This window comes from Rhizobium sp. RU35A, assembly GCF_900156005.1.
GTDB classification, from domain to species: Bacteria; Pseudomonadota; Alphaproteobacteria; order Rhizobiales; family Rhizobiaceae; genus Neorhizobium; species Neorhizobium straminoryzae.
The window spans coordinates 228837-252903 of sequence record NZ_FTMR01000004.1; the positions used below are offsets into that span (position 1 = coordinate 228837).

The following is a 24067-nucleotide window of genomic DNA, read 5'->3' on the forward strand; positions in this document are numbered from 1 at the left end:
CCGGACAGCCTTTCTCGCCCCGCAGGAGGGAGGGTCTGCGCTCGCTTCCCTCACCCGGCAGCCGACAGGTAGGAAAGGCCCATCCGGTGTCAAACGCCGTCAGACGGCGGCGCGCGCATCCTTTCTCGCAAGGCGCGCCAGGAGGTAATCGACTTCAGCGCGGGCGGCAGGCGTCAGGGAGACTGCGGGCTTGCGCTGGGCGTCGCTGGTCATCACGCCGCGGCGCATCAGCACATGCTTGCGCACAGCAAGGCCGATCCCGATTTGCTGCTCGTAGCGGATGAGCGGCAGATGGGCATCGAAGAGATCATGCGCCTCCTCGCGGCGACCGCTCGCGTGGAGGCCGATCAGCTCCACCAGCATGTCCGGGAAACCGTAGCCGGTCATGGCGCCATCGGCCCCACGTTCCGGTTCGAAATCGAGGAAGAGCCCGCCATTGCCGCAGAGGATCGAGACCGGCCGCAGTTCCCCCCGCGCCTGAAGGGCACGCAGCTTGGAGATCTTTTCGAGCCCCGGCCAGTCCTCGTGCTTCAGCATCAGGCAGGAGGGATGGTCGTTGATGATCCGCGCCACGACGCCGGCCGACATCACGACCGACAGTGTCAGCGGATAGTCCTGCAATACGAAGGGAACATCGGTGCCGACCGCTTCCACGGCCTGGGCGAAATAGCCGAGAATCTGTTCGTCGGTGCGAAGCGCCGGCGTCGGCGCGATCATCACGCCGGCGGCCCCCATGTCCATCGCGTCACGCGCCAGCGAGCGCATCGCGGCAAATCCCGGCGCCGACACGCCGACGATCACCGGCACTTTCGCGCGCGAAACGACCTGGCGGATGATGGCACGCGATTCCGAAGGCTCGAGCTTCGGCGCTTCCCCCATGATGCCGAGGATGGTGATGCCGGTGCAGCCGCTGTCCTCATAGAAATCCGTCAATCGATCGATCGAGGCGTGGTCAAGGCTTCCGTCATCAAGGAAGGGGGTTGTGGCGATGGCGTAGACGCCCTTTGCCTGCGGTCCGAATGTCATGGGCGTGTCTCCTCTCGGCTCTTGCGGCCTTGTTTTCTGATGTCTGTCGTCGTGTCAGGCGGGTATTCTCTCTTCCGGAGGCAGATCGATCCACCGGCGCGATGCCGTCGCGTCCAGGACCGCGTCCAGCACCCGCTGGTTCGCCAGTCCGTCGAAGAAGGTCGCCCCCTTTGCCAGCCGCCGCCCGCCGGTGATGGCCGCCGCCACTTCCCGCAGGGCCGCGACGACGGACACGTTCCAGATGCCCTTGTTCAGCCCCGGCAGCGCAGCATTCGGATCCTCCACCGAAATATCCTCGAACGACTGTCCGGCGCGCGCATAAAGCAACCTTTCGGTCTCGTTGTCGAGAAGGAGCGTGCCGCGGGAGCCGAAGACCTGTGTCACATTGCCCATGTTGTGGGCGGCAACGCCGCTCATGAAGATCTGCGCCAGTGCCCCGCTTTGCATTTGCAGCGTCAGGTGGGAAACATCGTCGGCGGTCGCCGTCCAGCTTTCGCCGGTCCGCTTGTCGGTCCGATCGGGAACCATGGTCAGGGCCTGTCCGATCACGGAGGCGACGGGCCCCAGCCACCAGCGCACGAGATCCACCTGATGGCTGCCATTGGCGCCCAGCCGCCCGCCGCCCTTTTCCGCCAGCGACCACCAGTCGCCCTTAGGCCGCGAGGCGGGATCGGCCCAGGACGAACCGATATTGGCGATATTCACGTGACGGATCTCGCCGAGCGCGCCCTCGCCGATCAGTTCCGCCATCCGCTGGCGGTTCGGGTTGAAGCGCAGTTCGTGGTCGATCATGTGAACGCGTCCGAGCGTCTCCGCCTTTTCCAGCATGGCAGCCGCTTGCGTGGCATTCATGGCCGTCGGCTTTTCGCAGACCACATGCGCGCCGGCCTCCAGTGCTGCGAGCGTCATTGGCGCATGCGTATCGGTCGGCGTCGAGATCAGAACGAGATCAAGGCGATGGGCGCCAAGCATCGCGCGCCAGTCGTCATAGGCATGCGGGACCGCAAAAGCCTCTGCCGCATCGCGGGCACTTTCGATCCGGTTTGCGGCGATGGCGACCACCTCGGCGCCTTCCACGTGGCGAAGCGCCGGCAGATAGGCGGCGCGGGCGAAACTCGCGCCGATGATTCCAACTTTCATGAGGGATGTCCTTGGGGTCAGCCGAGCGTCTTCAGGCGCGGATCGAGGAAATCGCGCAGCCAGTCGCCCAGAATGTTGAAGGAAAGCACCGTCATGACGATGGCGATGCCGGGATAGAAGGCCAGCCACCACTTGTTGGCCAGAAGCTGGTCGCGGCTCTCCGCCAGCATCGATCCCCAGGTGGGAACAGACGGCGGCACACCGAGGCCAAGGAAGGAGAGCGAGGCTTCCGACAAGATGACGCTTGCCACGTTGAAGGAGGCAATCACCGTCAGCGGTGCCATGATGTTGGGGAGGATGGTGCGGAATATGACGGAGACCGTGCTGTCGCCCAGCGCGCGCGCCGCCTCGACATATTCCTTTTCACGCAGCGATAAAGTCTGCGCTCTCACGATGCGGGCATAGGTCACCCACTGCCCGACGCCCAGCACCAGAATGATGTTGGCAAGCCCCGGCCCCAGGATGACGAGGAACATGATGGCAAAGAGGATGAAGGGGAAGGCCAGCTGGATGTCGCCGAGCCGCATGATCACGTCATCGATCCAGCCGCCGAAATAGCCGGACACCAGCCCTGCCACCACGCCGATCGTACCGCCGACCAGGATGGCGCTGATGCCGACCAGAAGCGAGACGCGCGCACCATAGAGAAGGCGCGAAAAGACATCGCGCCCGAGGCCATCGGTGCCGAGCAGGAAGAGCGTCTTGCCACGGCCCTCGGTCATGGGGCCGGCGAGCCGCAGCATGATGTTCTGGCGGTTGGGATCAAGCGGCGCGATCTGCGGGCCGAAGAGGGCAGCGAAGATGACGCAGACGAGGATGAGCAAGGCCAGAAGCGGCCATTTCGCCGCGACCATGCTGCGCCAGGCGCGCCTGAATTCCCGGCGTCGATAATTCATGGCCGGTTGCGGGAGGCCTTGGGTTGCTGAAGCCATGGTTCGGACCCTTACAGTTTCACGCGCGGATCGATCCGCACATAGATCAGATCGACAAGGAGATTGAGGCTGATGAAGATGACCGAGAGCATGATCACGCAGGCCTGCACGACGGGAATGTCGCGCTGGTTGATCGCGTTGAACACCAGCCGGCCGATGCCGGGCCAGGAGAAGATCATCTCGACGACCACGACACCGCCAAGCAGGAAGCCGAATTCCAGCCCGACCATGGTAACGACCGGCAACCAGGCATTGCGCAGCGCGTGGTGAATGATGACGGCGGCTTCCGGAATGCCCTTGGAGCGGGCGGTCCTGACGAAATCCTGCCCCAGCACTTCGAGCATGGAAGAGCGCACCAGCCGCGCATTGCGCGAGAGCGAATAGAAGCCCACCGCGACACCCGGCATCACGAGATAGTAGAGCGCCATCGGCAGCTGGCTGAAGGCTTCCACCACATGGCCCTGCAGCAGCGGCACCAGGAACGGCACATGGCCCGAGATCGGCAGCCAGCGCAGATAGAGCCCGAAGAACATGATCATCATGATGCCGAGCCAGAAGCTCGGAATCGACTGTCCCAGCATGCCCATGGTCATGATCGACCCGTCGAGGGCCGAGCCACGATAGAGCGCCGCAAACACGCCAAGCGGAATGGCGAGCACGATCGCGAAGATCATGGCAAACAGCGTCAGCTCGATGGTCGCCGGCAGCGCCTCCAGCACCGCCTCGAGCGCCGGCCGCTTGTAGGAGAGCGAAGTGCCGAAATCGCCATGCAGCAGATTGCCGATGAAGGTGAAATACTGCTCGTAGAGCGGGCGGTCGAAGCCGAGCGCCACGCGCGTCTGCTGGATTTCTTCCGCCGTCGCCCGCTCCGACACGTAAAGATAGGTCGGGTCACCACCGATCTGCAGCGCCACGAAGCTGATCGCGGTGACGCCGAAGATCACGATGATGCTCTGAAGCAACCGGCGAATGATGAAAGTCCACATGCCACGTCCTGTCTCGTCTGTGATGGCTTGCACTGCGCAGGCTGATCCTGCGCAGCGCGGGGGCTGCTATTTCAGGGAGGCGTCGAAGAGATCGATTTCCTCGTCACGCCGCGGCTTCCAGGCGACGCGCTTCGACACGCCGTAGAAATCCGGCTGGAAATAGAGTTGCAGCCAGGGGCCTTCCTCATAGAAGAGTTTCAGCATGCGATTGATGACCGGCCGGGCTTCGGCCACGGAAGGTGCGGCCAGCGCCAGCTTCCAGTCGTCGAACCAGCGCGGATCCGTCCAGCTCTGGTAGTTGGTGGTGGCGTCCGGCGTGGAAAACAGGCTCATGTCGTAGAGCGGGTTCCAGGTGACGCCGCCCTGCCCCAGGAAGAACAGCGGCGCCATTTTCTTCGCCCGCAGCAGCGGCGAGTAGACGGAGGCCCATTCGAGAAGCTCGACATCCGTCTGTACGCCCACATCCGTCAGGTATTGACCGATGGCCTGCACGACATTGGCGTCGTTGAGATAGCGGCCGCGCGGTCCCTGCAGGCGGATATGGAAACGCACCCCATCGGCACCGCGCGGATAGCCGGCCTCGTCCAGAAGCTTTTCGGCCATGGCGGGATCATAGGGCACCGCCTTCAGGTCCGGATTGCCGTTCGGCGGGTTGACGAGGCTGGTGGCCCGCTCGCAGGTGGTGCCGAGCAACTGGCTGCAGATGCCCGGCACATCCACCGCATATTGCAGGGCAAAGCGCACCTTGGGGTTCTGGATTTCGGCCGCACCCGGCATGCCGGCGGCATTGGGACTGAGGTTGTAGCCCACCTGCATGCGGCGCGTGCCGCTCACCTTTTCCACCGCTGCCGTGCCGGACGCATCGATCGCGCCGATCTGGTCGGGCGACACGTTGGTGATGATGTCGACATTGCCGGCGATCAGTTCGGCCGTGCGGGTCGAGGCCTCGGGAATGATCCGCCACACGATCCTCTTGAAACGGCCGGGATCCTTGACCTTTTCCAGAACGATCTGCGAGCCGCGTTGCCAGGACACCAGCCGGTACGAGCCGGAGCCGACCGGGTTCGTGGACGCCTGCTCCAGCGTCATTGCCTCGTAGGCATCCTTACAGTGGATGTAGATCTGCGCCATCATGCCAAGCGCGAGCGTCGTCCTCGCCGACAGGTTGATACGCACCGTCAGGTCGTCCACCACCTCGGCGGACTTGAAGCCGAGCGTCGGAAACACGAAGCCTGCCGAATTGCCGGTGAACTTCTTGGACTTGTCCGCCGGCCTGTTGAACGAATAGGCGACATCCTCTGCCGTCAGCGCCTCGCCATTGTCGCAGGTGAGGTTCGGCTTGATCTTGATCAGATAGGAGAGACCGTCGGCGCTGACCTCCGTCTTGTCCGCGAGATACGGCTTGATCTCGCCCTCGAAGTTGACGGTGTAAAGCGTTGCGAAAATGTGCTTGGCGATATTGGCGTTGTCCCGGCTTGAAATCTGGGCGGGATCGAATGTGGAGGCGTCGGCGCTGAGGCCGACCACCAGTGTGTCCGGCGGCGGTGCGGCCTGCGCGGCGGCAAGGCCGCAGAGCAAGGCGCAGCCCGTTGCCAGGATGCGGATCAGGCTTGTCATCGTGGGTTCCCCTTCAAGACGTTTTTGTCTTTGATTATGCCCATGCAGTCCCGATCGCCGCCGCCCCTGACGAAAAGGGGCGGCGGCGACTGTCATCCGATCACTTGTTCAGCTTGGCGTCGAAGAGATAGACCTTCTCGTCACGCCGCGGCGCAAAGGCGACGCGCTTCGACACGCCGTAGAAATCCGGCTGGAAGTAGAGCATCAGCCACGGCGGGTCGTTGTAGAAAACGTCCAGCATCTGGTCGATGATCTTGCGCTGGTCGGCAGCCGAGCCGGCGGCAGCAATCTTCGCCCAGCCGTCGAACCAGGCCGGATTGCTCCAGGACGTGTAGTTCGTGCCGGCATCCGGCGTGGAAAGATCGGTCATGTCGTAGAGCGCCGACCAGGTGGCGCCGCCGCTGCCGAGGAAGAACAGCGGGCCTGCGTCATGCTTGGAAATCAGCGGCACATAGACCGAGGACCACTCCAGCAGTTCGACATCCGTCTTGACGCCGACATCGCTCAGATACTGGCCGATGGCGAGCGCCACATTGGCATCGTTCAGATAGCGGCCGCGCGGGGCCTGCATCTTGATCGTGAAACGGGTGCCATCGGCGCCCCGCGGATAGCCTGCCGCATCCAGCAGCTTTTCCGCCTGGTCGGGATCATAGGGATAAGGCTTCAGCGCCGGATTGGCATTCGGCGGATTGACGAGGCCGGTGGCGCGGGTGCACTCGAAGTTGAGGAGCTGCTTGCAGATCGCCGGCACGTCGATCGCGTATTGAAGCGCCTTGCGGACATCCGTCTTCTGGATGGCCGCGCCGCCCGGCGTCTTGGCAAAATCGCCGCGCAGGTTGAAGCCCACATACATGCGGCGCGTACCGGCAACGCCCTTGACCTCTGCGACGCCGGACTTGTTGATGGTACCGATCTGGTCGGGTGCGACATTGGTGATGATGTCGACATTGCCGGCGATCAGTTCGGCGGTGCGCGTCGAGGCTTCCGGGATGACCCGCCAGACAATGGTCTTGAAGGTTGCCGGCTCCTGGCGCTTTTCCAGCACGATCTTGGAACCGCGATCCCAGGAGACGAGGCGATAGGAACCGGATGCCACCGGCTTGGTGGCGGCATCCTGCAGGCTCATCTTCTCGTAGCTGTCCTTGCAGTGCATGAAGACTTCGGCAATCAGGCCGAAGGAAACCGGGTTCTTCTGGCCAAGCTTGACCTTGACCTCGAGGTCCGACACCGCTTCCGCGCCCTTGAAGGCGATGGAGGAATAGACGAAGCCCGGCGTGTTGCCGGTGAACTTGTTGGCGGGGTCTGCCGCGCGGTTGAAGGAATAGGCGGCATCTTCTGCGGTGAAGGCCTCGCCGTCCTCGCAGGTGAGGCCTGGCTTCAGCTTGTAGGTATAGGACAGGCCGTCCGGCGCTTCCTTGTAGGATTCGGCCATCTGCGGCACGATTTCGCCGGTAGCGCTCACCTCATAGAGCGTGCCGAAGATATGCTTGGCGATGTTGGAGTTGTCGCGGCTGCTGATGGCGGCCGGATCGAAGGTGGTCGCGTCCGCGGAAATGCCGAGGACGAGCGTGTCATCCGGCGGTGCGGCGGAGGCGATGCCGGCGGAGGCCATAAGGGCCGCCAAGCCGGCAATGAAAAGACCGTTCTTTCCCATTTCTGAAGTTCCTTGCCCTCTGTGGTTATTCTTGGCTTTGTCTGCTTTGGCCGATCGATCGCCCCGTCACGTCATGAGATCGGCAATCTGGATGGCTTGCCCCGTCCGGGAGGACTGAATGCAGGCTTCCACCATCTGGAGCGAATGGAGATGGTCGCGGCCCGAACACTCGAGCGGGCCTTCGCCCCGAAGGGCTGCGACGAAACGGATGAGGAGTGCGGAGGCATCGTCGATCCACTGCCGGTAGGCCGGCAGCGGCACCTCGGTCAGGGCATCCTCAGCACGCCGGGCAAAACCCAGCGATCCGAACTGATCCTTCTGGATCACGACGCCTTCTGCGCAATCATGGCGCCATTCGAAGCCGGGTACGCTCCAGTTGCCCTGCCAGGTGCCCTGGTATTCGGTGACGACACCATTGGCGAAGGTGATGATGGCGCTGACATTGGCGTCATCGGCATACATCGACCACGGCGGATTGAAGGTGCGGGCATAGATCGACACGGGCTCCGCGCCGTAGACGAAGCGCATCAGGTCGAAATGATGGATCGACTGCTCCCAGAGCATCGGATGCTGCATGGTGAGCGGGTACTTGTTGAGATGCGGCAGGTAACCATCCCGCCAGCGCTCGTAGGTGAAGCGCGAGAAGGCGGGTTGCCCGACCTCGTCGGAAAACAGACGCAGCGTCTGGCGCGTGACCGGCAGATAGCGGAAGTTCAGCACCACCATCAGCGGCACGCCGGCGGATTCCGCCATGGCGACATAATCTCGCGCGCGCGGCACGCTGTCCGCCAGCGGCTTTTCGGCAAGGATCGGCAGGCCTGCACGGCAGCAGGCCTCGATCTGCGCTTCACGCCCGGCAGGCGGCGTGCAGAGCAGCACCGCATCGGCCGGAAGATGGTCGATCAGCGTCAGATCCGCGCCGGTCACCGCATCCGGGCACTGATCTGCGGCGCGGGTGCGGTTGGCCTCCAGCGGGTCGATGAGGCCGACGATCCGGCAATCGGCATTCGCCTGCAGGACCTTGATCCAGTACTGGGCGCGGGCGCCGAGGCCGACAATGATGAAACGCAGCGGCGTCATGGGCGGACCTCCGACATCAGGTGCAGGCCGCGCGCCAGCGGAGTCCAGGCAAAGCCCTTAAGATCCGGGCGCCGCGACACCATCGGCACCCGCTTTGGCCCGGTTTCGTCTGCACGCTCCGCGACCAGGCCGGGCGTGCGCGCGGCAATCGTTTCGGCAAGCGCAAGATCGGAGATGATCTCCCCGGAGGTCAGATGCATGAGGCCACGTGCTTCCGAGCGGATCAGCCGGTCGATCGCTGCGGCCAGATCCGGCAGGAAGGTCCAGTCGCGCCGCGATTGCGGACTTGCGACAACGAGCGGCATTCCCTTCTGCGCAGCGTCCAGCCATTGCCGGATCGGCGAGACGAAACGGCGCGTCGGGCGGCTTTCCTCGTGCGGTCCGTAGAGCGGCCCAAGCCTGAGCACGAGCGTTTCCGGCCGCGCCAGCGCGATCACTTCGCCGGCGCGCTTGCCCAGCGCATAGGCGGACGTCCCCTGCGGTGCGACGGCCTCATCCAGCAGATCGGCCTCATCGAAGGCGAAGACACCGGACGAGGAGAGAAAGATGAAGCAACCGATCCCCCGCGCCACGGCCTGATCAAGGCAATCGATCAACAGGGTGACGTTGTCCCGCACATGGGCAATCTCGGAGATCCCAAGGCATTCCGGCGGCGTCGTCAGCGCCGCGCCATGGATGACGATGCCGATGGTCTCGTCCATCGCGGCCCGCAGTGTTTCGGCGGTCAGCTCCGCCTCGATCAACTGGATGCCGGCAAGCCGGCTTCGCGTCGCGGCATCGAAGGCGCGATCGAGCGCCGTGACCGGATAGCCCAGCGCCGAAAGCCCATCGACCAGATGCGAGCCGACAAAGCCGCCGCCACCGGTGATGAGAATACCGGGCCGGGTCATGGCGCAACCTCCAGCCATTTCAGGTCGATCTCCGAGGCAGACCGGCTGTGCTGAGATACAAGAGAGAGCACACGGTCCAGATCGCGGGCGGCAAGCGCGTCCACGATTGGCGGATGATTGGCCGCAACCTGGCGCAGGTCCGCATTGGCGCGATTGCGCAGGGCCATGATCTGCCGGATGCGCAGCGCCAGATGATCCCAGAGCGTCAGCAGCAGGCCGTGATCGGCAAGCCGGATGAGGGTGCGATGAAAGGCGGCATCCGCCGCGATCAGGGCCACGAGATCGGCCGCATCGGCTGCGGCAAACATCGCCGCCACATGCGCGTTGAGCGGGCTGACATCCGCGCCGCTGTCGATGATGCGGCGAACGGCAAAGGCCTCGAACTGCTCGCGGATGCTGTAGATTTCCTCAACGGATTTGGCCGTCAGCGGCTTCACCCGCTTGCCCTTGTAGGGAAGGTTGTCGATCAGGCCATCGGCTTCGAGGATCTGGATCGCTTCGCGGACCGGCGCGCGCGACACGTTCAGCTGTTCCGCCAACGCTGCCTCGACGATCGGCGTGCCGGGCCGCAACCTGCCCTCCACGATTCCGGTGCGCAGCATGTCGGCCACCACCAGCCTCAGCGGCAGGCTTTCGATGCGGGCGATATCGGCCTGTGGCTCAACCATGCGCGCCTCCTACCATCGCCTTCTCCGGGTCCGGGCCGACGAGCAGCGGCGCGATCGGCAGATGCACGTCGTCGTTTTGCGAACCGCGCCACATCAGCACGGCGAAACTGCCCTCGCGATCCAGAACACGGGCGCCCGCGTGCCAGACGCCGGGCCGGTAGACGACACCGAGGGAGCCCGGCATCACGAAGGCCCTGAGCGCGCTGATGAGGGGCCGACCGTCCGCATCGGAGGGCGCTACCATCACCAGATAGCGCGATACATCGAGAGGCAGAAAAACCTGGGCCGCGTGCGGGTGATGTTCCAGGCTGTCGAGAGCGACCGGGCATTCGCTGGGCGCGATGCGGTTGGTGTGCAGCACCGGTGCGCATTCCGGCCGGTCTGCGCCCAGCCAGTCCGAATAGAACCGCCGATCGCCGATCACGCCCGGCCTGTCGATAAAGCCGCCGAACGGCGCAAAATCCTGCGCGGATAGTCCCTGCTCCAGAGGCACGAAATTCATGTGCTCTCCTTTGCAGCCAGCGCGTCAAAGGGCATTTCGGCCTTCCAGTGGCGGGCGATATCCTGCCGCCGCGCCATCCAGACGCCCTCACAGCCCGCCACGTGATCGAGAAAGCGTTCGAGACCGGAGGCGCGGCCCGGATGCCCGATGACCCGCGGATGCAGGCCGACCGACATCATGCGCGGCTGCGACCGGCTTTCCTTCAGCAGCATGTCGAAGGATTCGATGAGGAATTCCGCATAGCTGCGGCCCGTCACCCAGCCGCCCTGTACGAACTTGGCGTCATTGGTGACGAGAGAATAGGGAACGACGAGGTGCGGGCGTCCATCGACGCGGACCCAGTAGGGCACCTCGTCATTATAGGCATCGCTGTCATAGTCATAGCCGCCATGCTCGACCACCAGCCGCCGGGTCGCGGCACTGCGGCTGTAGCGGGAATACCAGCCGGCGGGCGGACGGCCCACGGTCGCAACGATGCTGTCGAAGGCGCGGGCGATGTGCTCGCGCTCGGTCGCCTCGTCCAGCCGGTAATGCTCGACCCACCGCCATCCGTGGCAGGCAATGTCCCAGTCGGTGCGAGCAATGGCCGATGCCACCTCTGCATTGCGTTCCAGCGCCTGGGCGCTGGCAAACACTGTCAGCGGCAGATTGCGCTCGGTAAACAGCCGGTGCAGGCGCCAGAAGCCGACGCGGCTGCCATATTCATACATGCTTTCGGATGCGAGATCGCGATCGCCGGGGGGGACGCGCGGCTGGTTGATCTCCAGCAGCGCCGTTTCCGAACGGCCATCGCCGTCCGCGACCGAATATTCCGATCCCTCCTCGTAGTTCAGGACGATGTTGACCGCGAGGCCGCTGTCACCCGGCCAGCGGAACTGAGGAGGTCGATTGGCATATCCGATGAAATCTCGCATGGTGCCCCCTGACGTCGCACCGGCTTACGCCGACCAGACGCGCGCTCCCTCGACCTTGTTGAAGAAGCAGCACCAGTCGCCGGTGTTGACGTTGGGCAGGGCTCTCAGACCAAAGATCATGCCATCGGCAGGCGCCACGAGTTCGGCCAGTTCATCCCCGAAGATGTTGACGATCCGGGCAATCGACTGCCCCTTGGTCATGGGCTTGAGGAAATCCACGCCGAGCGTCGGAATGAAGATGCCGGAGGCAGGCGCGAGCAGCGCCTCCTGCTGGCCCTTCGTCGCATCCGTCGGATAGGTCGCGGTTCCCGGATACATCTTGTAGTGCCTGAGGATGTTGAGGATCGAGTTCGCCAGTTCGCGTGCGACATGGGCAAAGCGTTCCGGCGAGGTGGCGGAGCGTCCGCCAAGCTCGACGGTGATGCCGGTCTTGCCGATCTCCTTCATCTGCGCCATGGGCGAGCCCTTGGGCAGGAAGTTGGACATGATGCAGCCCCAGCCCTCGCCCATCGCCATGGCCAGTTCGACCGAGGCCGGGCTTTCGTCCACGAAGATGGCCTTGGCGAGGAAGGAATGGGCGCCGCCGGAATGAATGGAGATCTCGAAATCGGCGACCTTGCTCATCCATTGCGAATGCGCCCAGGCCACCCGTTCGGAGAGATAGCCGTTGGCACGGCCGGGATAGATACGGTTCATGTCGAAGGAGAAGGTGTCGAGCGGATTGCCGCGATTGGCGTTTTCGAACGCCATCACGTTCATGACCGGCACCATCACGAGCGTGCCGGACAGCTGCTGCGGATCGACTTCCTTCAGCGCGATGGCGCAGGCAAGCGGTCCTTCCGGCTCGTCGCCATGGATCGCGCCATCCACCCAGAACACCGGGCCGGGCTTGACGCCGTTGACGATGACCAGCGGGATTTCAACCTTCGAGCCGCCGGCAAGTTCGGTGACGGGAATGACCCCGCGCACCACTTCGCCCGGCCTTGCGGTTGCAGTACCAACGGTAACGGTCTTGGCTTCCGACATGCTCAGATACCCTTGTACTGGTTATACTTTTCAAGCTCTTCGGGCGTGTAGACCTGCATGAACTCGATCTCGATGCCGCCGGCATCATTGTCGAGGAAGGCGACATAGCCTTCCGGATGCGGGTGCGAGCCATAGACGCCGCAAGCCTTGCAGATGCGCAGTTCCGCGCCCTGTTCCTTGGCATGGTCGAGCGCCTGGTCGATGTTCTCGACCTCGTAGCAGATGTGATGCAGGCCCTCGGCGCCGCGCTCCTTGATCCACGCATCGAAGCGACCGCCCTCCTCCAGCGATTGGCAGAGCTGGTATTCGATGCCGCCGAGATTGAAGAGCGCCACGCGGTTCTTCGACTTCGGGTAGTCGATCAGCGCCGTCTCGGCGGGCACGTCGAGGAACTTGGCGTAGTTTTCCAGCGCGGCCTTGGCGTCGCGCACGGCAAAGGCCATGTGCTTGATGGACTTGACGTTGGGATTGTCTGACTTGACGGACATGAGAACCTCTCTTCAGGCGGCCGGCGCGGAGCGCTCGGACCGGATGGCATGGACGACGGTCTGGATGCGGGTCATTGCCTCGCGGATGCGTTCCACGGGCTGGGTCAGCGACATGCGGACGAAATCGTCCGTGTAGTCGCCGTAAATGCGGCCGGGATAGATCATCACCCGGCCTTCGGCGAGCAGGCGCTCGCAGAAGAGACTGGCCGGGATGCCCACCACCGAGACATTGGCATAGACATAGAAGGCGCCCTGCGGCTCGGCATAGGGAATGCCGATGCGATCAAGGCCCTCGCAGAGCGCCTTGCGGCGCTCGTCGTAGATCAGGCGCATCTCCTCGACGCAGTCCTGCGGGCCGGTGAGCGCCGCAAGGGCGGCGTGCTGGCTGACGGATGCCGTCGAAATGGCGAAGGCATGGTTGATCTCGGCCATGGCCGTAATCAGCGCCTTCGGCCCCGCGAAATAGCCGACGCGCCAGCCGGTCATGGCATAGGCCTTGGAAAAGCCGGAGAGCGTGATCGTGCGCTCGCGCATGCCCGGCAGCGCCGCCACCGGCTGGATGCGCTGGTTGCCATAGACGAGGCGGGCATAGATTTCGTCAGAAATGACGATCAGGTCATGCTTGATCGCGAGTTTGGCGATCCGCTCCACCTCGTCCGGCGGCGTCACCGTGCCGGTCGGGTTGTTCGGATTGATCAGCACCAGAACCTTGCTGCGCGGCGTGATATGCGCCTCGATCATCGCCGCCGTCAGCGTGAAATTGGTGTCCATGCTCATGCGCACCGGCACCACTTCGGCCGAAGAGAGTTCGGCGGCCTGGCTATAGGGATTGTAGCCCGGGCACGGCACGATGATCTCGTCGCCGGGGTTCAAGAGGGCAAGCGCGATGACGAACATCGCATGCTGGCCGCCGGGGGTGACGACGATCTCGTCCGGCGCGTATTCGGCGCCGCCATGCGCCCTGATGTTTTCCGCAATTGCCTGGCGCAGCGCAGGCAAGCCGAGCGGATGGCCGTAATGGGTCTCGCCGCGCCCGAGCGCATCCTGCCCCGCCTTGACGATATGGGCGGGTGTGTCGAGATCGGGATCGCCGCGGCCAAGACGGATCACATCCGTCAGCTTTTCCGCGATATCGGCCATGCGGGTAATGACATGCTCTTCCCGAAGCTTCACGCGGTCGGCAAGGCGTCCGGACAGTGGCTGGTTCTCGGACATGGCTGCCCTCCCTTACAGTTCGTAGAGCTCGGAATATTTGCGCGTGAGGTGGGCGATGTAGGGTTCCGGATCGAGCGGCCGGCCGGTTGCCTTGACGAGCAGCGTGTCGCGGGAATAGCGGCGACCGTGCTGGTGCACATGCTCCACCATGAAGGCGCGCAGCGGATCGTAATTGCCGCTGGAGAGCCCTTCGGCTATGACGGGATCGCGGCTTGCGGTCTCGAACAACTGGCCGGCCATCACATTGCCGATCGTATAGTTGCAGAAGGTGCCGATCTGCCCGGACGACCAGTGCACGTCCTGCAGCACGCCCAGCGTGTCATTCTGCACGTCAAGACCGAGATACTCCTTGATCTTGGCGTTCCAGGCCTCCGGCAGGTCCTTCACCTTCAGCGAACCGTCGATCAGCGCCGCCTCGATGTCGGTGCGCAGCATCACGTGGAAATCATAGGTCAGCTCATCCGCCTCGACCCGGATGAAGCCCGGCTTGCAGCGGTTGATGGCCCGGTAGAATTCCTCGGCCGTGACATCGCCAAGCTGCTCGGGATAGAATTCCTGCGCTGTTGCAAAGTGGATGTTCCAGAAAGCGCGGGCGCGGCCGACATGGTTCTCCCAGAGGCGCGACTGGCTTTCATGCGCGCCGAAGGAGACGCCGCCCACCGCATAGAGGCCCACGAGATCCGTGGCGAACGGAGTGCGCGTATAGGCATCGTCGACGCCCTGCTCGTAAAGTCCGTGGCCTGCCTCATGCAGCGCGCCGAACAGGCTTGCCGGCATGTAGGTCGGATTGAACCGCGTGGTGATGCGCACGTCGTTGCGGGTGAAGGATACCTCGAACGGGTGGACGGTGGTGTCGAGGCGACCGCGGTTCAGATCATAGCCCACCGTCTCCGCCATCTTCAGCGCAAACTGATGCTGCCGGTCGACGGGATAGTGGCGCCTCAGGAAATCGAAGCGCGGCTCCGGCTTCTCGCCGATGGCGCGGACCAGCGGCAGAAGCGCCTCGCGCAGGCGGCCAAACAGCGTCTTCAGCGTCGCCACCGTCTCGCCCGGCTCAAAGCGAAACATCAGTGCATCATAGGGATGCTCCGCATAGCCGATCACCTCGGCCATCTCGCGGTTCAGCGCCACCGTCTGCTCGAGGATCGGCGCGAAGGAGGCAAAATCGTTCTCCGCCCGCGCCTTCGCCCAGACCACCTGGCCAATGGAGCCGAGTTCAGTGCGCCGCTGCAGAAGGCTTGCGGGAATGGCGAGATGGTAGTCGATCGCCGCGCGGGCCTGGGCGATCATCACCTGCTCGACGGCATCCTCCGGCTTGGCCGCCATCTCCCGTGCGGCCGCGTCGAGCTTGCGACGGGTATCGTCTGACACCAGGAGGTCGCGGGCGAGGACCGCGAGCGTCGAGACCTGCTTGCCGCGTGTCACGGCGCCGCCGGGCGGCATCATGGTCCGGGCATCCCACTTCAGGATCGATTCCGCGTTCAGCAGGTCGTTGACCCTGCCCATCGCGTCCATAAAATCCGCATAACTCATTGTTTCTACGAGACGATCGCCTCGCACCCCTCTGTTATTTGCATTTCTTTATCGTGGCCAACTGGACGCTTGACGTCTAAATTTCAATATGCATTCTGTGTGCTTGTATACAGTCGACAATCGATGTGCAGATACTGATCCGGAAAATCACCAGCTGTCAAGCGAGCGCTCCGGAACTTTTTCGAACGGCGGAAAACAGCCGAAGGGGAACGGAAATTGAGTGACCTGAAGAGCAACGAGGACACCCTCGTGGAGATGGCCGTGTGCGGCTATGTCAGCCAGCCGGCGCTGCGGCCCGGCGGTTATCTCCACCATCCCGACGGCCGCGGCGTCATGCTGCCCGGCATGTACGGGGTCACCTACAATGCCCGCGTCGGCGATCGCGCCTTCGGCTGGGCGGGCGACCATGTCGAGCCCGGCGTCTCCATTGCCCACCCCGACGAAAAGTCCGATTTCGCCCTGCACTACCTCACCTGCATCGGCAACGAAGCCATGGTGACCTCGGGCCTTGCCAAGGGGGCGCGCGGCGTGGTGACCGGCGAGCATGCGCGGCTGTTGGTCGATTTCCCGGACGAGGTGAACGAGAAACTCAACATCGGCGACCAGATCCAGATCATGGCCAAGGGGCGCGGCATCGCGCTTGCCGATTTTCCCCATGTGGAATTCAAGAAGACCAGTCCGCGCCTGCTGCAGGCGCTGCGCCTGACGCGCGGCGAGGACGGCACCCTGCATGTGCCGGTTGCCATGGAACTGCCGATCGACATCATGGGATCGGGCGCCGAACTCAACTCCGAATATGTCGACCAGGACCTGATGAGCGGCGACCGCCAGCTGATGGCCGATCTCGGCATCGACCGGATGCGGCTCGGCGATCTCATCGCCATCCGCCATGCCGACCACCATTTCGGCCGATCCTACCGCGAAGGGGCAGTGTCGATCGCGCTCTGCATCCACGGCGATTCCGTGATGACCGGCCATGGCCCCGGCATTCTCACCCTGATGACGGCCGCCATCGGCGGCATCAGCTTCCACATCGATCCCACCGCCAACATTGCCGACTATTTCTCGATCGGAGCCCGCGCATGAGCATTGAGTTGAACGAGGCCGATCTGGTTTCCGTCTCGGTTGGCGGCGCCATCGCGCATCCGGGCTTTCCCGGGCTTCCGGCCGAACCCTATCGGCTCGCAGCCGACGGGACGCCCTTCCTGCTGCCGACCTTCGGCGGCATCGTCTACAATGTCTCCGTCGGCGACCGCGCCTTCGGCTGGGCGGCCGACTGCATCCATCCCGGCGTCTCGATCAAGGGCGCCGATGACCTGAAGAACCGCGGCCTCAACGTCTTTGCCTGCCTTGGCAACACGGCCGTGGTGATGACCGGCCAGGCACAGGGTGCGAAGGGCGTGGTGACCGGCAAGTCGGGCCGCTTCTCCGAACAGGTGATCGTACATTTCCCGGTCGAGGTGCGCCGGAAGATGGCGGTCGGTGACCAGATCGTGGTCCGCGCGCTCGGCACCGGCATGGAGATCCGCGGTCATGCGGCGGTCGCCTGCAAGGGCCTCTCTCCGGCGCTCCTGAAGGCACTGCCGAAGAAGGTGGAAGACGGTGTGTTGAAGATCGGCACCGTCGCGACCGTTCCGGCCCATCTCGTTGGTGCCGGGGCCGGCCTCACCAGCGAAGGCGGCAGCCTGCACATCCAGACCACGGATCGCGCCGAGGTGGAAAAGGCCGGCCTTTCCTCGCTGCGGCTCGGCGATGTGGTGGCGATCGAAAACACCGACAGCCGCTACAATCACGGCTATCTGCGCGGTGCGCTCGGCATCGGCGTCGTTGGCCAGACCGACGGTCCGCGCGCCGGCTACGGCCCGGGGCTCACCGTCATCATGACGGCCCCGAAGGGCGAACTCGGATCGTTTGCGGCGCCCGGCACCAATATCGCAACGCTTCTTGCGCTGGAGCCCTGAGCCATGCCGATTTCTATGACCAGCGTCGACAGACAAAGCCTGTCCGCCTTCATGACCGAGGGGTTCGAGGCTCTCGGGCTGAGCGCTGAGGACGCACGGATCTTTGCCGATGCGTTGATCTTTTCAGAACTGCGCTTTCACCCCGGCCATGGCCAGGGCGTGCGGCGGTTGCGCCGCTATCAGGAACGCATCAGCCAGAAGCTGGTCGATCCGCGCGCGCCCTTCGAAGTCGTCAAGGAAAGCCCGGCGCTTGCTTTGGTGGATGCGCATAACGGCATCGGCACCGTTGCGGCGGCGCGCGCCATGAAACTCGCCATCGAGAAATCGAAGACCTGCGGCATCGGTCAGGTGATCGTGCGAAATTCCACGCATTACGGTTCGTCTGCCGTGCATGCCTGTCAGGCGGAGGAAGCCGGCTGTATCGGGATCGCCTATACGAACGCCGGACCGGAAATGGCCCCCTGGGGTGCCCGCGAGGGTGCGGTGGGCACCAATCCGTGGGGGATTGCCGCCCCGACCGGCCTCGGCTTCCCCGTCGTGATGGACTTTGCCCTGACGACCGCCGGCAAGGGCATGATGCTGTGGCGCTCGCGCGAGGGCCGTAAGATGCCGCTCGACTGGGCGCTGACCCCGGACGGAGAAGTGACCGACGATCCCGATGCCGCCATGAAGGGCGCGCTGCTCGCCATCGGCGAATACAAGGGCTACGGCCTTGCCTTCATGACCGACGTTTTGACCGGCGTGATCGGCGGCGGCGGCTTCGGGCTCACCCCTTACGCCGATCCGGCGCGGCTCGATGTTTCCCATGCGCTCACCGCCATCGACATCGAATGGTTCATGCCGATCGAGACCTTCAAGGCGCGCATGAACGACTTTGCCGGCATGGTGAAGAGCCGCAAGACGCGTCCCGGTTTTTCCGAAATCCTGCTGCCCGGCGAGCAGGAGGCACGCCGCGTCTCCCGCAAATCCGAGCAAGGCGTGCCGCTGGACGACGAGGTTCTGGCCGACCTTCTGGCGCTTGGCCGCGAACTCGGCATCTCGGCCGCCATCGATATTCTCGGCCCCTATCGCGAGGACGTGCTGTGAGCCCGCCCGCCTATGCGGCGCCCACAGCGGCGCTTCAACGAAACACGCGCGACCGCGCATTCCCATCCTTTTGGAGGTTTTGACCATGCCCGAACCCGCAGCCTGGCGTTACACCAAGATCATCAAGCCGATGTTCGACATCCCTGCCCCGCACCGCCTGCTCCTGGGGCGCATCATCACCGCCGTCGGTGACGAGATCATCGAGGACGGTTTCGTCGAGGTGCAGGGTGGGCGCATCACGGCGGTCGGACGTCGCGCCGATCTGGCGGCGATGCCCGTGGGCGCCGAGGTGATCGACACCGGGGCGAAGACGATCATGCCCGGCATGATCAATTCCCATGCGCACCTCTCCTGGGACGGCATTCACGAACTCTCCTTCCAGTCCATGTATGACAGCCCGGAAATCCGCGCCTACAAGGCGGCCGGCAACATGCTGCGCAGCCTGCAATCCGGCATCACGCTGGTGCGCGATCTCGGCGTCCACAATGCCAACCTTTTCACCAAGCAGGCAGTGGAACAGGGCATCTTCCCCGGACCGCGCCTGAAGGTGTGCGGGGAAGCCATCATCCAGACCGGCGGCCACACCTATTGGGTCTGCCGGGAGGCGAGCGGCGCCGACGAGATGCGCCGCGCCGTGCGCGACCAGCTGAAGGGCGGCGCCGACCTCATCAAGATCATGGCCTGCCACGACACGCTGGAATTCACCGATGCGGAGCTGGAAGCGCTGATCGACGAGGCGCACCGGCACCGCCTGCCGGTTACCGCGCATGCGACCTACGACGCCTGCATCCGCCGTGTGGCCGAATTCGGCGTGGACTGCGTCGAGCATGGCGGCTCGATGAGCGACGAGACGATCCAGATCCTCCTCGACAAAAAAATCCCGATCGTCACCACCTTCTCGGCGCTGGTCATGCAGTCGAAGCCGGACATCGCCCGGAAATTCGGCATCCCGGAATGGAAGATCCTCGAGCGGCAGAAGGCGGTCGCCGACAAGTCGCGCTTCGGCGGGCTGGTGCGGGCGGCGAAAGCCGGCGTGCCGATCGTCTTCGGCACCGATGCGGGAAGCCCCGCCGTGGAACACAGCTCGATCGCGCCGGAACTCGATTTCATGGTCGAAGTCGGCGTCTGCCCCGACCGGCTGGATGCTTTGCGCGCCATCACCATCCGCGGCGCAAAACTGTCGAAGATGGACCACCTGATCGGCACCGTGGAGACGGGCAAGGACGCGGACCTGATCGTCGTCGACGGCAAGCCGGACGAGGACCTGTTCGCGCTCGAAAAGATCGCCATGACCTTCATCGCCGGAAAACGGATGCACTGAGCCCATGAGTTTCGTTACAGACTGCCTCACCGACCGCATCACCGAGGAAGATGGTGCCTTTCGCAGCAAGATGCTCGCCATCGCCGCCGGCCTGCCGGACGTGATTGCCATGGGGCGCGGCGACCCGGATTTTCACACCCCCGCCCATATTGCCGAGGCCGCGATCCGCGCGATCCACGACAACCAGCACCATTATACCGGCCCCACCGGCATTCCGGCGCTGCGCGAGGCGATCGCTGCCGATCTCAACCGGCAATACGGGCTTGCCTACGGCGCTGACGACATCGTGGTGACCGCCGGCGTGCAGGAATCGATCACGCTGATCATGCTGACGCTGATCGGCGCCGGCGACGAGGTTCTCATCACCTCGCCGCGCTTCACCACCTATGACACGGCGGTGCGGCTGGCGGGCGGCGTTCCGGTTCCGGTTCCGACCTATGAGGCCGATGATTTCGCGCTCGACGTTGCCGAGATCGAAAAGCGCATCACGCCGCGCACGAAAATGTTCGTGCTGGTCTCCCCCAACAACCCGACAGGTGCGGTGACACCGCCCGACGTCATCCGGGAGATCGCCGATCTCGCGGTCCGGCACAATCTCCTCATCGTGTCCGACGAGATCTATGCCCGCATCATCTATGAGGGCCATGAGCATCTGGCGATCGCCAGCCTGCCCGGCATGAAGGAGCGGACGATCACGCTGAACGGCTTCTCCAAGACCTATGCGATGACCGGCTGGCGGGTCGGCTATCTGGCGGCCCCCTCGGATTACGTCGCAAAGATCGTGGAGGTGCGCCACACGCTGTCGATCAATACCTGCACCATCTCCCAGCACGCGGCCCTCGCCGCGTTGACCGGACCGCAGGAACCGATCGAGGCGATGATTGCCGAATATGCGGCGCGCCGCGCCTATCTGCTGCCGGCGCTGGACGAGATGGGGCTGACCTATGGGGATCCAGGCGGCGCCTTCTACGTCTATACCAACGTCTCCTCCACCGGCATGCCGACACCGGAATTCTGCGAAAGGCTGCTGCGCGAAACGGGCGTGATGCTGTTTCCCGGCACCATGTTCGGCGATGCGAACCCGGACTACATCCGCATTTCGTTCCTGCAGCCGCTGCCGCGCATCAAGGAAGCCGTCTCCCGCATGAAGACCTTCATCGCCAGCCATGGAAAGGCCGCGGCATGACCGGAAAACCCGATCCGAACCAAAAATTCGTCGGCATCCAGATCAGCCCGATCAGCTTTCTCGACGAGGGCGTCGAGGCCGTTCTCGACACGCTGCAGAACCGGGTGGGCGTCAACGTGCTGATGCTCGGCACCGTCTCGTGGCTCGGTCTGAAGACCGGCCGCTCGATTTCCTGGCAGCTCGACGGCTGGCCGGACCATGGCGTGCCCGAACCCTTCGCGATGACGGGCGGTGCCTATTTCGACCCGGACCCGGCCTATTACGGCGGCACCTTCATGAAGGATTATCGCACCCGCGACCCGCAGTTTGACGGCAAGGATATCCTGAAGATGGTCCTGCCGGCGGCCCATGCGCGCGGCATGAAGGTCTATATCGAACTGATGGAGCCATTCTTCAAATATACCGGCCACGGCTCCGTCAACACCGTCGATATTCCGAACCTCGCCCAGGCGATGGAGATCGACATCTTCGGTCGCATCGGCTCCGATCCCTCGACCAGCCATCCCGGTTATCGCAACTGGATTCTCTCGATGATCGAGGATCAGGTGCGAAACCATCCGATCGACGGCGTGATGTGGTGCAACGAGCGCAACTCGCCGCTCGACACGCTGATCCAGGGCGGTGCGCCCGGCGATTTTTCCAGCCATGCCCGACGCGAGGCGATGGAACGCGGCATCGACGTGGAGGCCTGCCGCAAGGCCCTCCTCAACCTCTATGACTTCATGCAGGAGGCGAAGGCCGGCAAGAGTTTTGCGGACGGCGCCTTCATCACCTTCCTGCGGACCCTGCTTGCCAATCCCGAGGCGCTGATCTGGGAGCGTTTCTGGCTGGAGCGCAACAAGGATCTGGATCGCGAGCTTTATGGCCTCGTCAAATGGTGCAAGCCCTCCCTCCCCTTCGGGCTCAATGTCTGGAACCGCAACCATTTCAACATCTTCCGCAAGGCGCAGTGGCCCTGGGAAGAACAGACGCTCTATGCGGACTGGGTGAAACCCATCACCTACCAGCATCAGGCCGGTGAGGTGTTCGCCAAGGAACTCGGCTTCTTCCAGAAGACCATCCTGCGCGATTTTTCGCCGGACGAGGCAACCGCCGTGCTCTACCGGCTGCTCGGCCTGAAGGAGGCGCCCTATGTGAGCGTCATCCAGACGGGCATGGATCCTGATACCTATGTGGAGGGCCAGTGCGCCGATGCGGTGCGCGGGGTGAACGGCAAGGCGAAAGTGTTCATGGGGATCGGCGTGGATGCCCCCCGCACCCGCGCCGATCAGGCGCAATGCACGCCCGACATTGCCTATCGCAGCGTGATGGCAACCTACCGGGCCGGCGGAGATGGCATCGTTCTTGCTCCCAATTATGCCAGCATGAAGCTGACCAACCTGGATGGCGTGGCCAAGGCACTGACGGAACTGGGTCTGAAATGACGGCTGCATACGAGACCCTGATCCGCAATGCCCACATCGTGTCTTCCGATGGCATCGCAGCAGCCGACGTCGCGCTCGCGTACGGCAAGATCGCAGCCATGGTGGCACCCGGCACCCCGGTTGCAGCAGACCACGTGATCGATGCCACCGGACTGCATCTCCTGCCTGGCGTCATCGACATTCACTGCCATGTGCGCGCACCCGCCTTTCCCGAGCGCGGCAGCGTGGAAAGCGAAACCCGGGCAGCAGCCGCCGGTGGCATCACCACGCTGTTCGAGATGCCGATCTCGAAACCCTGCTGCAACAGCGCCGAGCGCGTGATGATCCGGCGCGATCATTTCGCCGACCGGGCGCTGGTGGATTTTGCGCTCTATGCCGCGCCGGGAGATCTCTCGGCGAAGGCGCTGGAAGCGAGCGCGAGCGCCGGCGCCATCGCCTTCAAGATCTTCACGACCGCCGCCCCGCCCGGACGCGATGACGAGTTCGCCGGCCTGTCCTTTCCAGACGAGGGAAGCCAGCTTGCAACGCTTGAGGCGCTGGCGCGCACCGGCCTGCCGGTGGTGGTGCATGCCGAAAGCGAACAGCTGCTGGCCCATTATGCCGCGGAGGCGGCCGGTCTCGATCCGTCGCTTGCCACCACGCATTGTGCGCTTCGGCCCGAGATCTGCGAGGCCGTCGCCGTTGCCAAGCTGCTTTTGATGAACATGCAGGCCGGGGCCCGCCTGCATATCGCGCATGTCACCAGCGCGCTTACCGTCGACGTGCTGCGCCGCTTCAAGGGAACCTCCGACTTTTCAGCGGAGACCTGCCCGCATTATCTCGTGCGAACCGTGGAAGACGTGCAGGCGGCAGGCGTGTTTGCAAAAATCAATCCGCCGGTGCGCGGCAAGGCCGATCAGGATGCGCTGTGGGCAGCGCTTGCCGATGGCACCATCGATCACGTAACGACGGACCATGCCGCCTTCGCCTTGGCGGAAAAGCAGGCCCATCTCGGCAATTTCCCGAAGGCCCCTCCCGGCTCGCCCGGGCTCGAAACCATGCTGCCGGCCATGCTGGATGCGGTCTGCAGGAAAAGGCTGGATCTGCCGCGCATGGTGGCACTGCTGTCGGGCAACGCCGCCCGCCGCTTCAACCTGCCGGACAAGGGTGCAATCCGCGTCGGGGCCGATGCCGATCTGGTGCTCGTGGATCTGAAGGGCCGCACGCGCATTACCCCGCAGACGCTCTTCACCCACGCACGCGACATTTCGCACCTCTACCAGAACGCCGAATTCGAAGGCGCCATCCGTCGCACCCTGGTGCGCGGACGCACCGTGTTCGAGGACGGAAAGATCAGCACAGACCCCGGCTGGGGCCGCTACACGGTCCCGACAGGCGCGATGGCGGCGAGGGCCGTGGCATGACAGGCAGACAGGAGA

General features: G+C 64.0%; 22 protein-coding genes. 7 read left to right on the forward strand and 15 right to left on the reverse strand.

Annotated elements, in window-relative coordinates:
- Positions 1–99: 99 nt before the first annotated feature.
- From F3H95_RS11625 to F3H95_RS11695, 15 genes are all read right to left on the reverse strand, one after another.
- Positions 100–1026 carry a dihydrodipicolinate synthase family protein gene (locus tag F3H95_RS11625; protein WP_149746082.1) on the reverse strand — a complete coding sequence of 309 codons (927 nt, stop codon included), beginning with the start codon at positions 1024–1026 and terminating at the stop codon, positions 100–102.
- Between the two features lie 54 nt (positions 1027–1080).
- Positions 1081–2166 carry a Gfo/Idh/MocA family oxidoreductase gene (locus F3H95_RS11630; RefSeq protein WP_149746083.1) on the reverse strand — a complete coding sequence of 362 codons (1086 nt, stop codon included), beginning with the start codon at positions 2164–2166 and terminating at the stop codon, positions 1081–1083.
- Positions 2167–2183: 17 nt separating this feature from the next.
- Positions 2184–3062, reverse strand: coding sequence for an ABC transporter permease (locus F3H95_RS11635; protein ID WP_149746084.1), 879 nt, complete (start codon positions 3060–3062; stop codon positions 2184–2186).
- 47 nt (positions 3063–3109) lie between these two features.
- Complete coding sequence (locus F3H95_RS11640) at positions 3110–4084, reverse strand: ABC transporter permease (protein WP_142881138.1); 975 nt, start codon at positions 4082–4084, stop codon at positions 3110–3112.
- Between the two features lie 66 nt (positions 4085–4150).
- On the reverse strand, positions 4151–5701 hold the full coding sequence (locus tag F3H95_RS11645; RefSeq protein WP_149746085.1) for an ABC transporter substrate-binding protein: 1551 nt from the start codon (positions 5699–5701) through the stop codon (positions 4151–4153).
- Positions 5702–5801: 100 nt separating this feature from the next.
- Positions 5802–7355 carry an ABC transporter substrate-binding protein gene (locus F3H95_RS11650; RefSeq protein ID WP_188134368.1) on the reverse strand — a complete coding sequence of 518 codons (1554 nt, stop codon included), beginning with the start codon at positions 7353–7355 and terminating at the stop codon, positions 5802–5804.
- Between the two features lie 66 nt (positions 7356–7421).
- Positions 7422–8435, reverse strand: coding sequence for a Gfo/Idh/MocA family oxidoreductase (locus F3H95_RS11655; protein WP_149746086.1), 1014 nt, complete (start codon positions 8433–8435; stop codon positions 7422–7424).
- Positions 8432–9325, reverse strand: coding sequence for an NAD(P)-dependent oxidoreductase (locus F3H95_RS11660; protein WP_188134369.1), 894 nt, complete (start codon positions 9323–9325; stop codon positions 8432–8434). The genes F3H95_RS11655 and F3H95_RS11660 overlap by 4 nt, the downstream gene beginning before the upstream one ends.
- Positions 9322–9993: a GntR family transcriptional regulator gene (locus F3H95_RS11665; protein ID WP_149746088.1), complete on the reverse strand. Its 672-nt coding sequence runs from the start codon at positions 9991–9993 to the stop codon at positions 9322–9324. Before F3H95_RS11665 ends, F3H95_RS11660 begins: the two co-directional genes overlap by 4 nt.
- Positions 9986–10495, reverse strand: coding sequence for an ureidoglycolate lyase (locus F3H95_RS11670; RefSeq protein ID WP_149746089.1), 510 nt, complete (start codon positions 10493–10495; stop codon positions 9986–9988). The genes F3H95_RS11665 and F3H95_RS11670 overlap by 8 nt, the downstream gene beginning before the upstream one ends.
- Positions 10492–11409 carry a polysaccharide deacetylase family protein gene (locus F3H95_RS11675; protein ID WP_149746090.1) on the reverse strand — a complete coding sequence of 306 codons (918 nt, stop codon included), beginning with the start codon at positions 11407–11409 and terminating at the stop codon, positions 10492–10494. Before F3H95_RS11675 ends, F3H95_RS11670 begins: the two co-directional genes overlap by 4 nt.
- Before the next feature lie 24 nt (positions 11410–11433).
- Entirely contained in the window at positions 11434–12435 is a 1002-nt protein-coding gene (locus F3H95_RS11680; RefSeq protein WP_149746091.1) for a M14 family metallopeptidase, read from the reverse strand.
- Positions 12436–12437: 2 nt separating this feature from the next.
- The gene (locus F3H95_RS11685; RefSeq protein WP_149746092.1) at positions 12438–12923 is read right to left on the reverse strand and encodes a VOC family protein; all 486 of its coding nucleotides are present in this window, start codon (positions 12921–12923) and stop codon (positions 12438–12440) included.
- 12 nt (positions 12924–12935) lie between these two features.
- Complete coding sequence (locus F3H95_RS11690; RefSeq protein ID WP_149746093.1) at positions 12936–14138, reverse strand: pyridoxal phosphate-dependent aminotransferase; 1203 nt, start codon at positions 14136–14138, stop codon at positions 12936–12938.
- A 12-nt stretch (positions 14139–14150) separates the two neighbouring features.
- Positions 14151–15644, reverse strand: coding sequence for a carboxypeptidase M32 (locus F3H95_RS11695; protein WP_244617989.1), 1494 nt, complete (start codon positions 15642–15644; stop codon positions 14151–14153).
- A 243-nt stretch (positions 15645–15887) separates the two neighbouring features.
- Here F3H95_RS11695 and F3H95_RS11700 point away from each other — a divergent pair, with 243 nt between their 5' ends.
- From F3H95_RS11700 to F3H95_RS11730, 7 genes are all read left to right on the forward strand, one after another.
- Positions 15888–16757 carry a DUF4438 domain-containing protein gene (locus F3H95_RS11700; RefSeq protein ID WP_244617990.1) on the forward strand — a complete coding sequence of 290 codons (870 nt, stop codon included), beginning with the start codon at positions 15888–15890 and terminating at the stop codon, positions 16755–16757.
- Positions 16754–17632 carry a DUF4438 domain-containing protein gene (locus F3H95_RS11705; protein WP_149746094.1) on the forward strand — a complete coding sequence of 293 codons (879 nt, stop codon included), beginning with the start codon at positions 16754–16756 and terminating at the stop codon, positions 17630–17632. Before F3H95_RS11700 ends, F3H95_RS11705 begins: the two co-directional genes overlap by 4 nt.
- 3 nt (positions 17633–17635) lie before the next feature.
- The gene (locus tag F3H95_RS11710; protein WP_149746095.1) at positions 17636–18718 is read left to right on the forward strand and encodes an Ldh family oxidoreductase; all 1083 of its coding nucleotides are present in this window, start codon (positions 17636–17638) and stop codon (positions 18716–18718) included.
- 85 nt (positions 18719–18803) lie between these two features.
- Positions 18804–20039 carry an amidohydrolase family protein gene (locus F3H95_RS11715; protein WP_149746096.1) on the forward strand — a complete coding sequence of 412 codons (1236 nt, stop codon included), beginning with the start codon at positions 18804–18806 and terminating at the stop codon, positions 20037–20039.
- Positions 20040–20043: 4 nt separating this feature from the next.
- The gene (locus tag F3H95_RS11720) at positions 20044–21225 is read left to right on the forward strand and encodes a pyridoxal phosphate-dependent aminotransferase (protein ID WP_149746097.1); all 1182 of its coding nucleotides are present in this window, start codon (positions 20044–20046) and stop codon (positions 21223–21225) included.
- Positions 21222–22649: a hypothetical protein gene (locus tag F3H95_RS11725; protein WP_149746098.1), complete on the forward strand. Its 1428-nt coding sequence runs from the start codon at positions 21222–21224 to the stop codon at positions 22647–22649. Before F3H95_RS11720 ends, F3H95_RS11725 begins: the two co-directional genes overlap by 4 nt.
- Complete coding sequence (locus F3H95_RS11730) at positions 22646–24052, forward strand: dihydroorotase family protein (RefSeq protein ID WP_149746099.1); 1407 nt, start codon at positions 22646–22648, stop codon at positions 24050–24052. Before F3H95_RS11725 ends, F3H95_RS11730 begins: the two co-directional genes overlap by 4 nt.
- Positions 24053–24067: the final 15 nt, after the last annotated feature.

Coding starts and splice junctions, on each gene's coding strand:
- F3H95_RS11675 (WP_149746090.1), bottom strand. CDS start 11,409: ATGCGAGATTTCATCGGATATGCCAATCGACCTCCTCAGTTCCGCTGG.
- F3H95_RS11690 (WP_149746093.1), bottom strand. CDS start 14,138: ATGTCCGAGAACCAGCCACTGTCCGGACGCCTTGCCGACCGCGTGAAG.
- F3H95_RS11715 (WP_149746096.1), top strand. CDS start 18,804: ATGCCCGAACCCGCAGCCTGGCGTTACACCAAGATCATCAAGCCGATG.
- F3H95_RS11630 (WP_149746083.1), bottom strand. CDS start 2,166: ATGAAAGTTGGAATCATCGGCGCGAGTTTCGCCCGCGCCGCCTATCTG.
- F3H95_RS11695 (WP_244617989.1), bottom strand. CDS start 15,644: ATGGGCAGGGTCAACGACCTGCTGAACGCGGAATCGATCCTGAAGTGG.
- F3H95_RS11665 (WP_149746088.1), bottom strand. CDS start 9,993: ATGGTTGAGCCACAGGCCGATATCGCCCGCATCGAAAGCCTGCCGCTG.
- F3H95_RS11660 (WP_188134369.1), bottom strand. CDS start 9,325: ATGACCCGGCCCGGTATTCTCATCACCGGTGGCGGCGGCTTTGTCGGC.
- F3H95_RS11720 (WP_149746097.1), top strand. CDS start 20,044: ATGAGTTTCGTTACAGACTGCCTCACCGACCGCATCACCGAGGAAGAT.
- F3H95_RS11685 (WP_149746092.1), bottom strand. CDS start 12,923: ATGTCCGTCAAGTCAGACAATCCCAACGTCAAGTCCATCAAGCACATG.
- F3H95_RS11645 (WP_149746085.1), bottom strand. CDS start 5,701: ATGACAAGCCTGATCCGCATCCTGGCAACGGGCTGCGCCTTGCTCTGC.
- F3H95_RS11655 (WP_149746086.1), bottom strand. CDS start 8,435: ATGACGCCGCTGCGTTTCATCATTGTCGGCCTCGGCGCCCGCGCCCAG.
- F3H95_RS11705 (WP_149746094.1), top strand. CDS start 16,754: ATGAGCATTGAGTTGAACGAGGCCGATCTGGTTTCCGTCTCGGTTGGC.
- F3H95_RS11725 (WP_149746098.1), top strand. CDS start 21,222: ATGACCGGAAAACCCGATCCGAACCAAAAATTCGTCGGCATCCAGATC.
- F3H95_RS11680 (WP_149746091.1), bottom strand. CDS start 12,435: ATGTCGGAAGCCAAGACCGTTACCGTTGGTACTGCAACCGCAAGGCCG.
- F3H95_RS11625 (WP_149746082.1), bottom strand. CDS start 1,026: ATGACATTCGGACCGCAGGCAAAGGGCGTCTACGCCATCGCCACAACC.
- F3H95_RS11710 (WP_149746095.1), top strand. CDS start 17,636: ATGCCGATTTCTATGACCAGCGTCGACAGACAAAGCCTGTCCGCCTTC.
- F3H95_RS11635 (WP_149746084.1), bottom strand. CDS start 3,062: ATGAATTATCGACGCCGGGAATTCAGGCGCGCCTGGCGCAGCATGGTC.
- F3H95_RS11640 (WP_142881138.1), bottom strand. CDS start 4,084: ATGTGGACTTTCATCATTCGCCGGTTGCTTCAGAGCATCATCGTGATC.
- F3H95_RS11670 (WP_149746089.1), bottom strand. CDS start 10,495: ATGAATTTCGTGCCTCTGGAGCAGGGACTATCCGCGCAGGATTTTGCG.
- F3H95_RS11730 (WP_149746099.1), top strand. CDS start 22,646: ATGACGGCTGCATACGAGACCCTGATCCGCAATGCCCACATCGTGTCT.
- F3H95_RS11650 (WP_188134368.1), bottom strand. CDS start 7,355: ATGGGAAAGAACGGTCTTTTCATTGCCGGCTTGGCGGCCCTTATGGCC.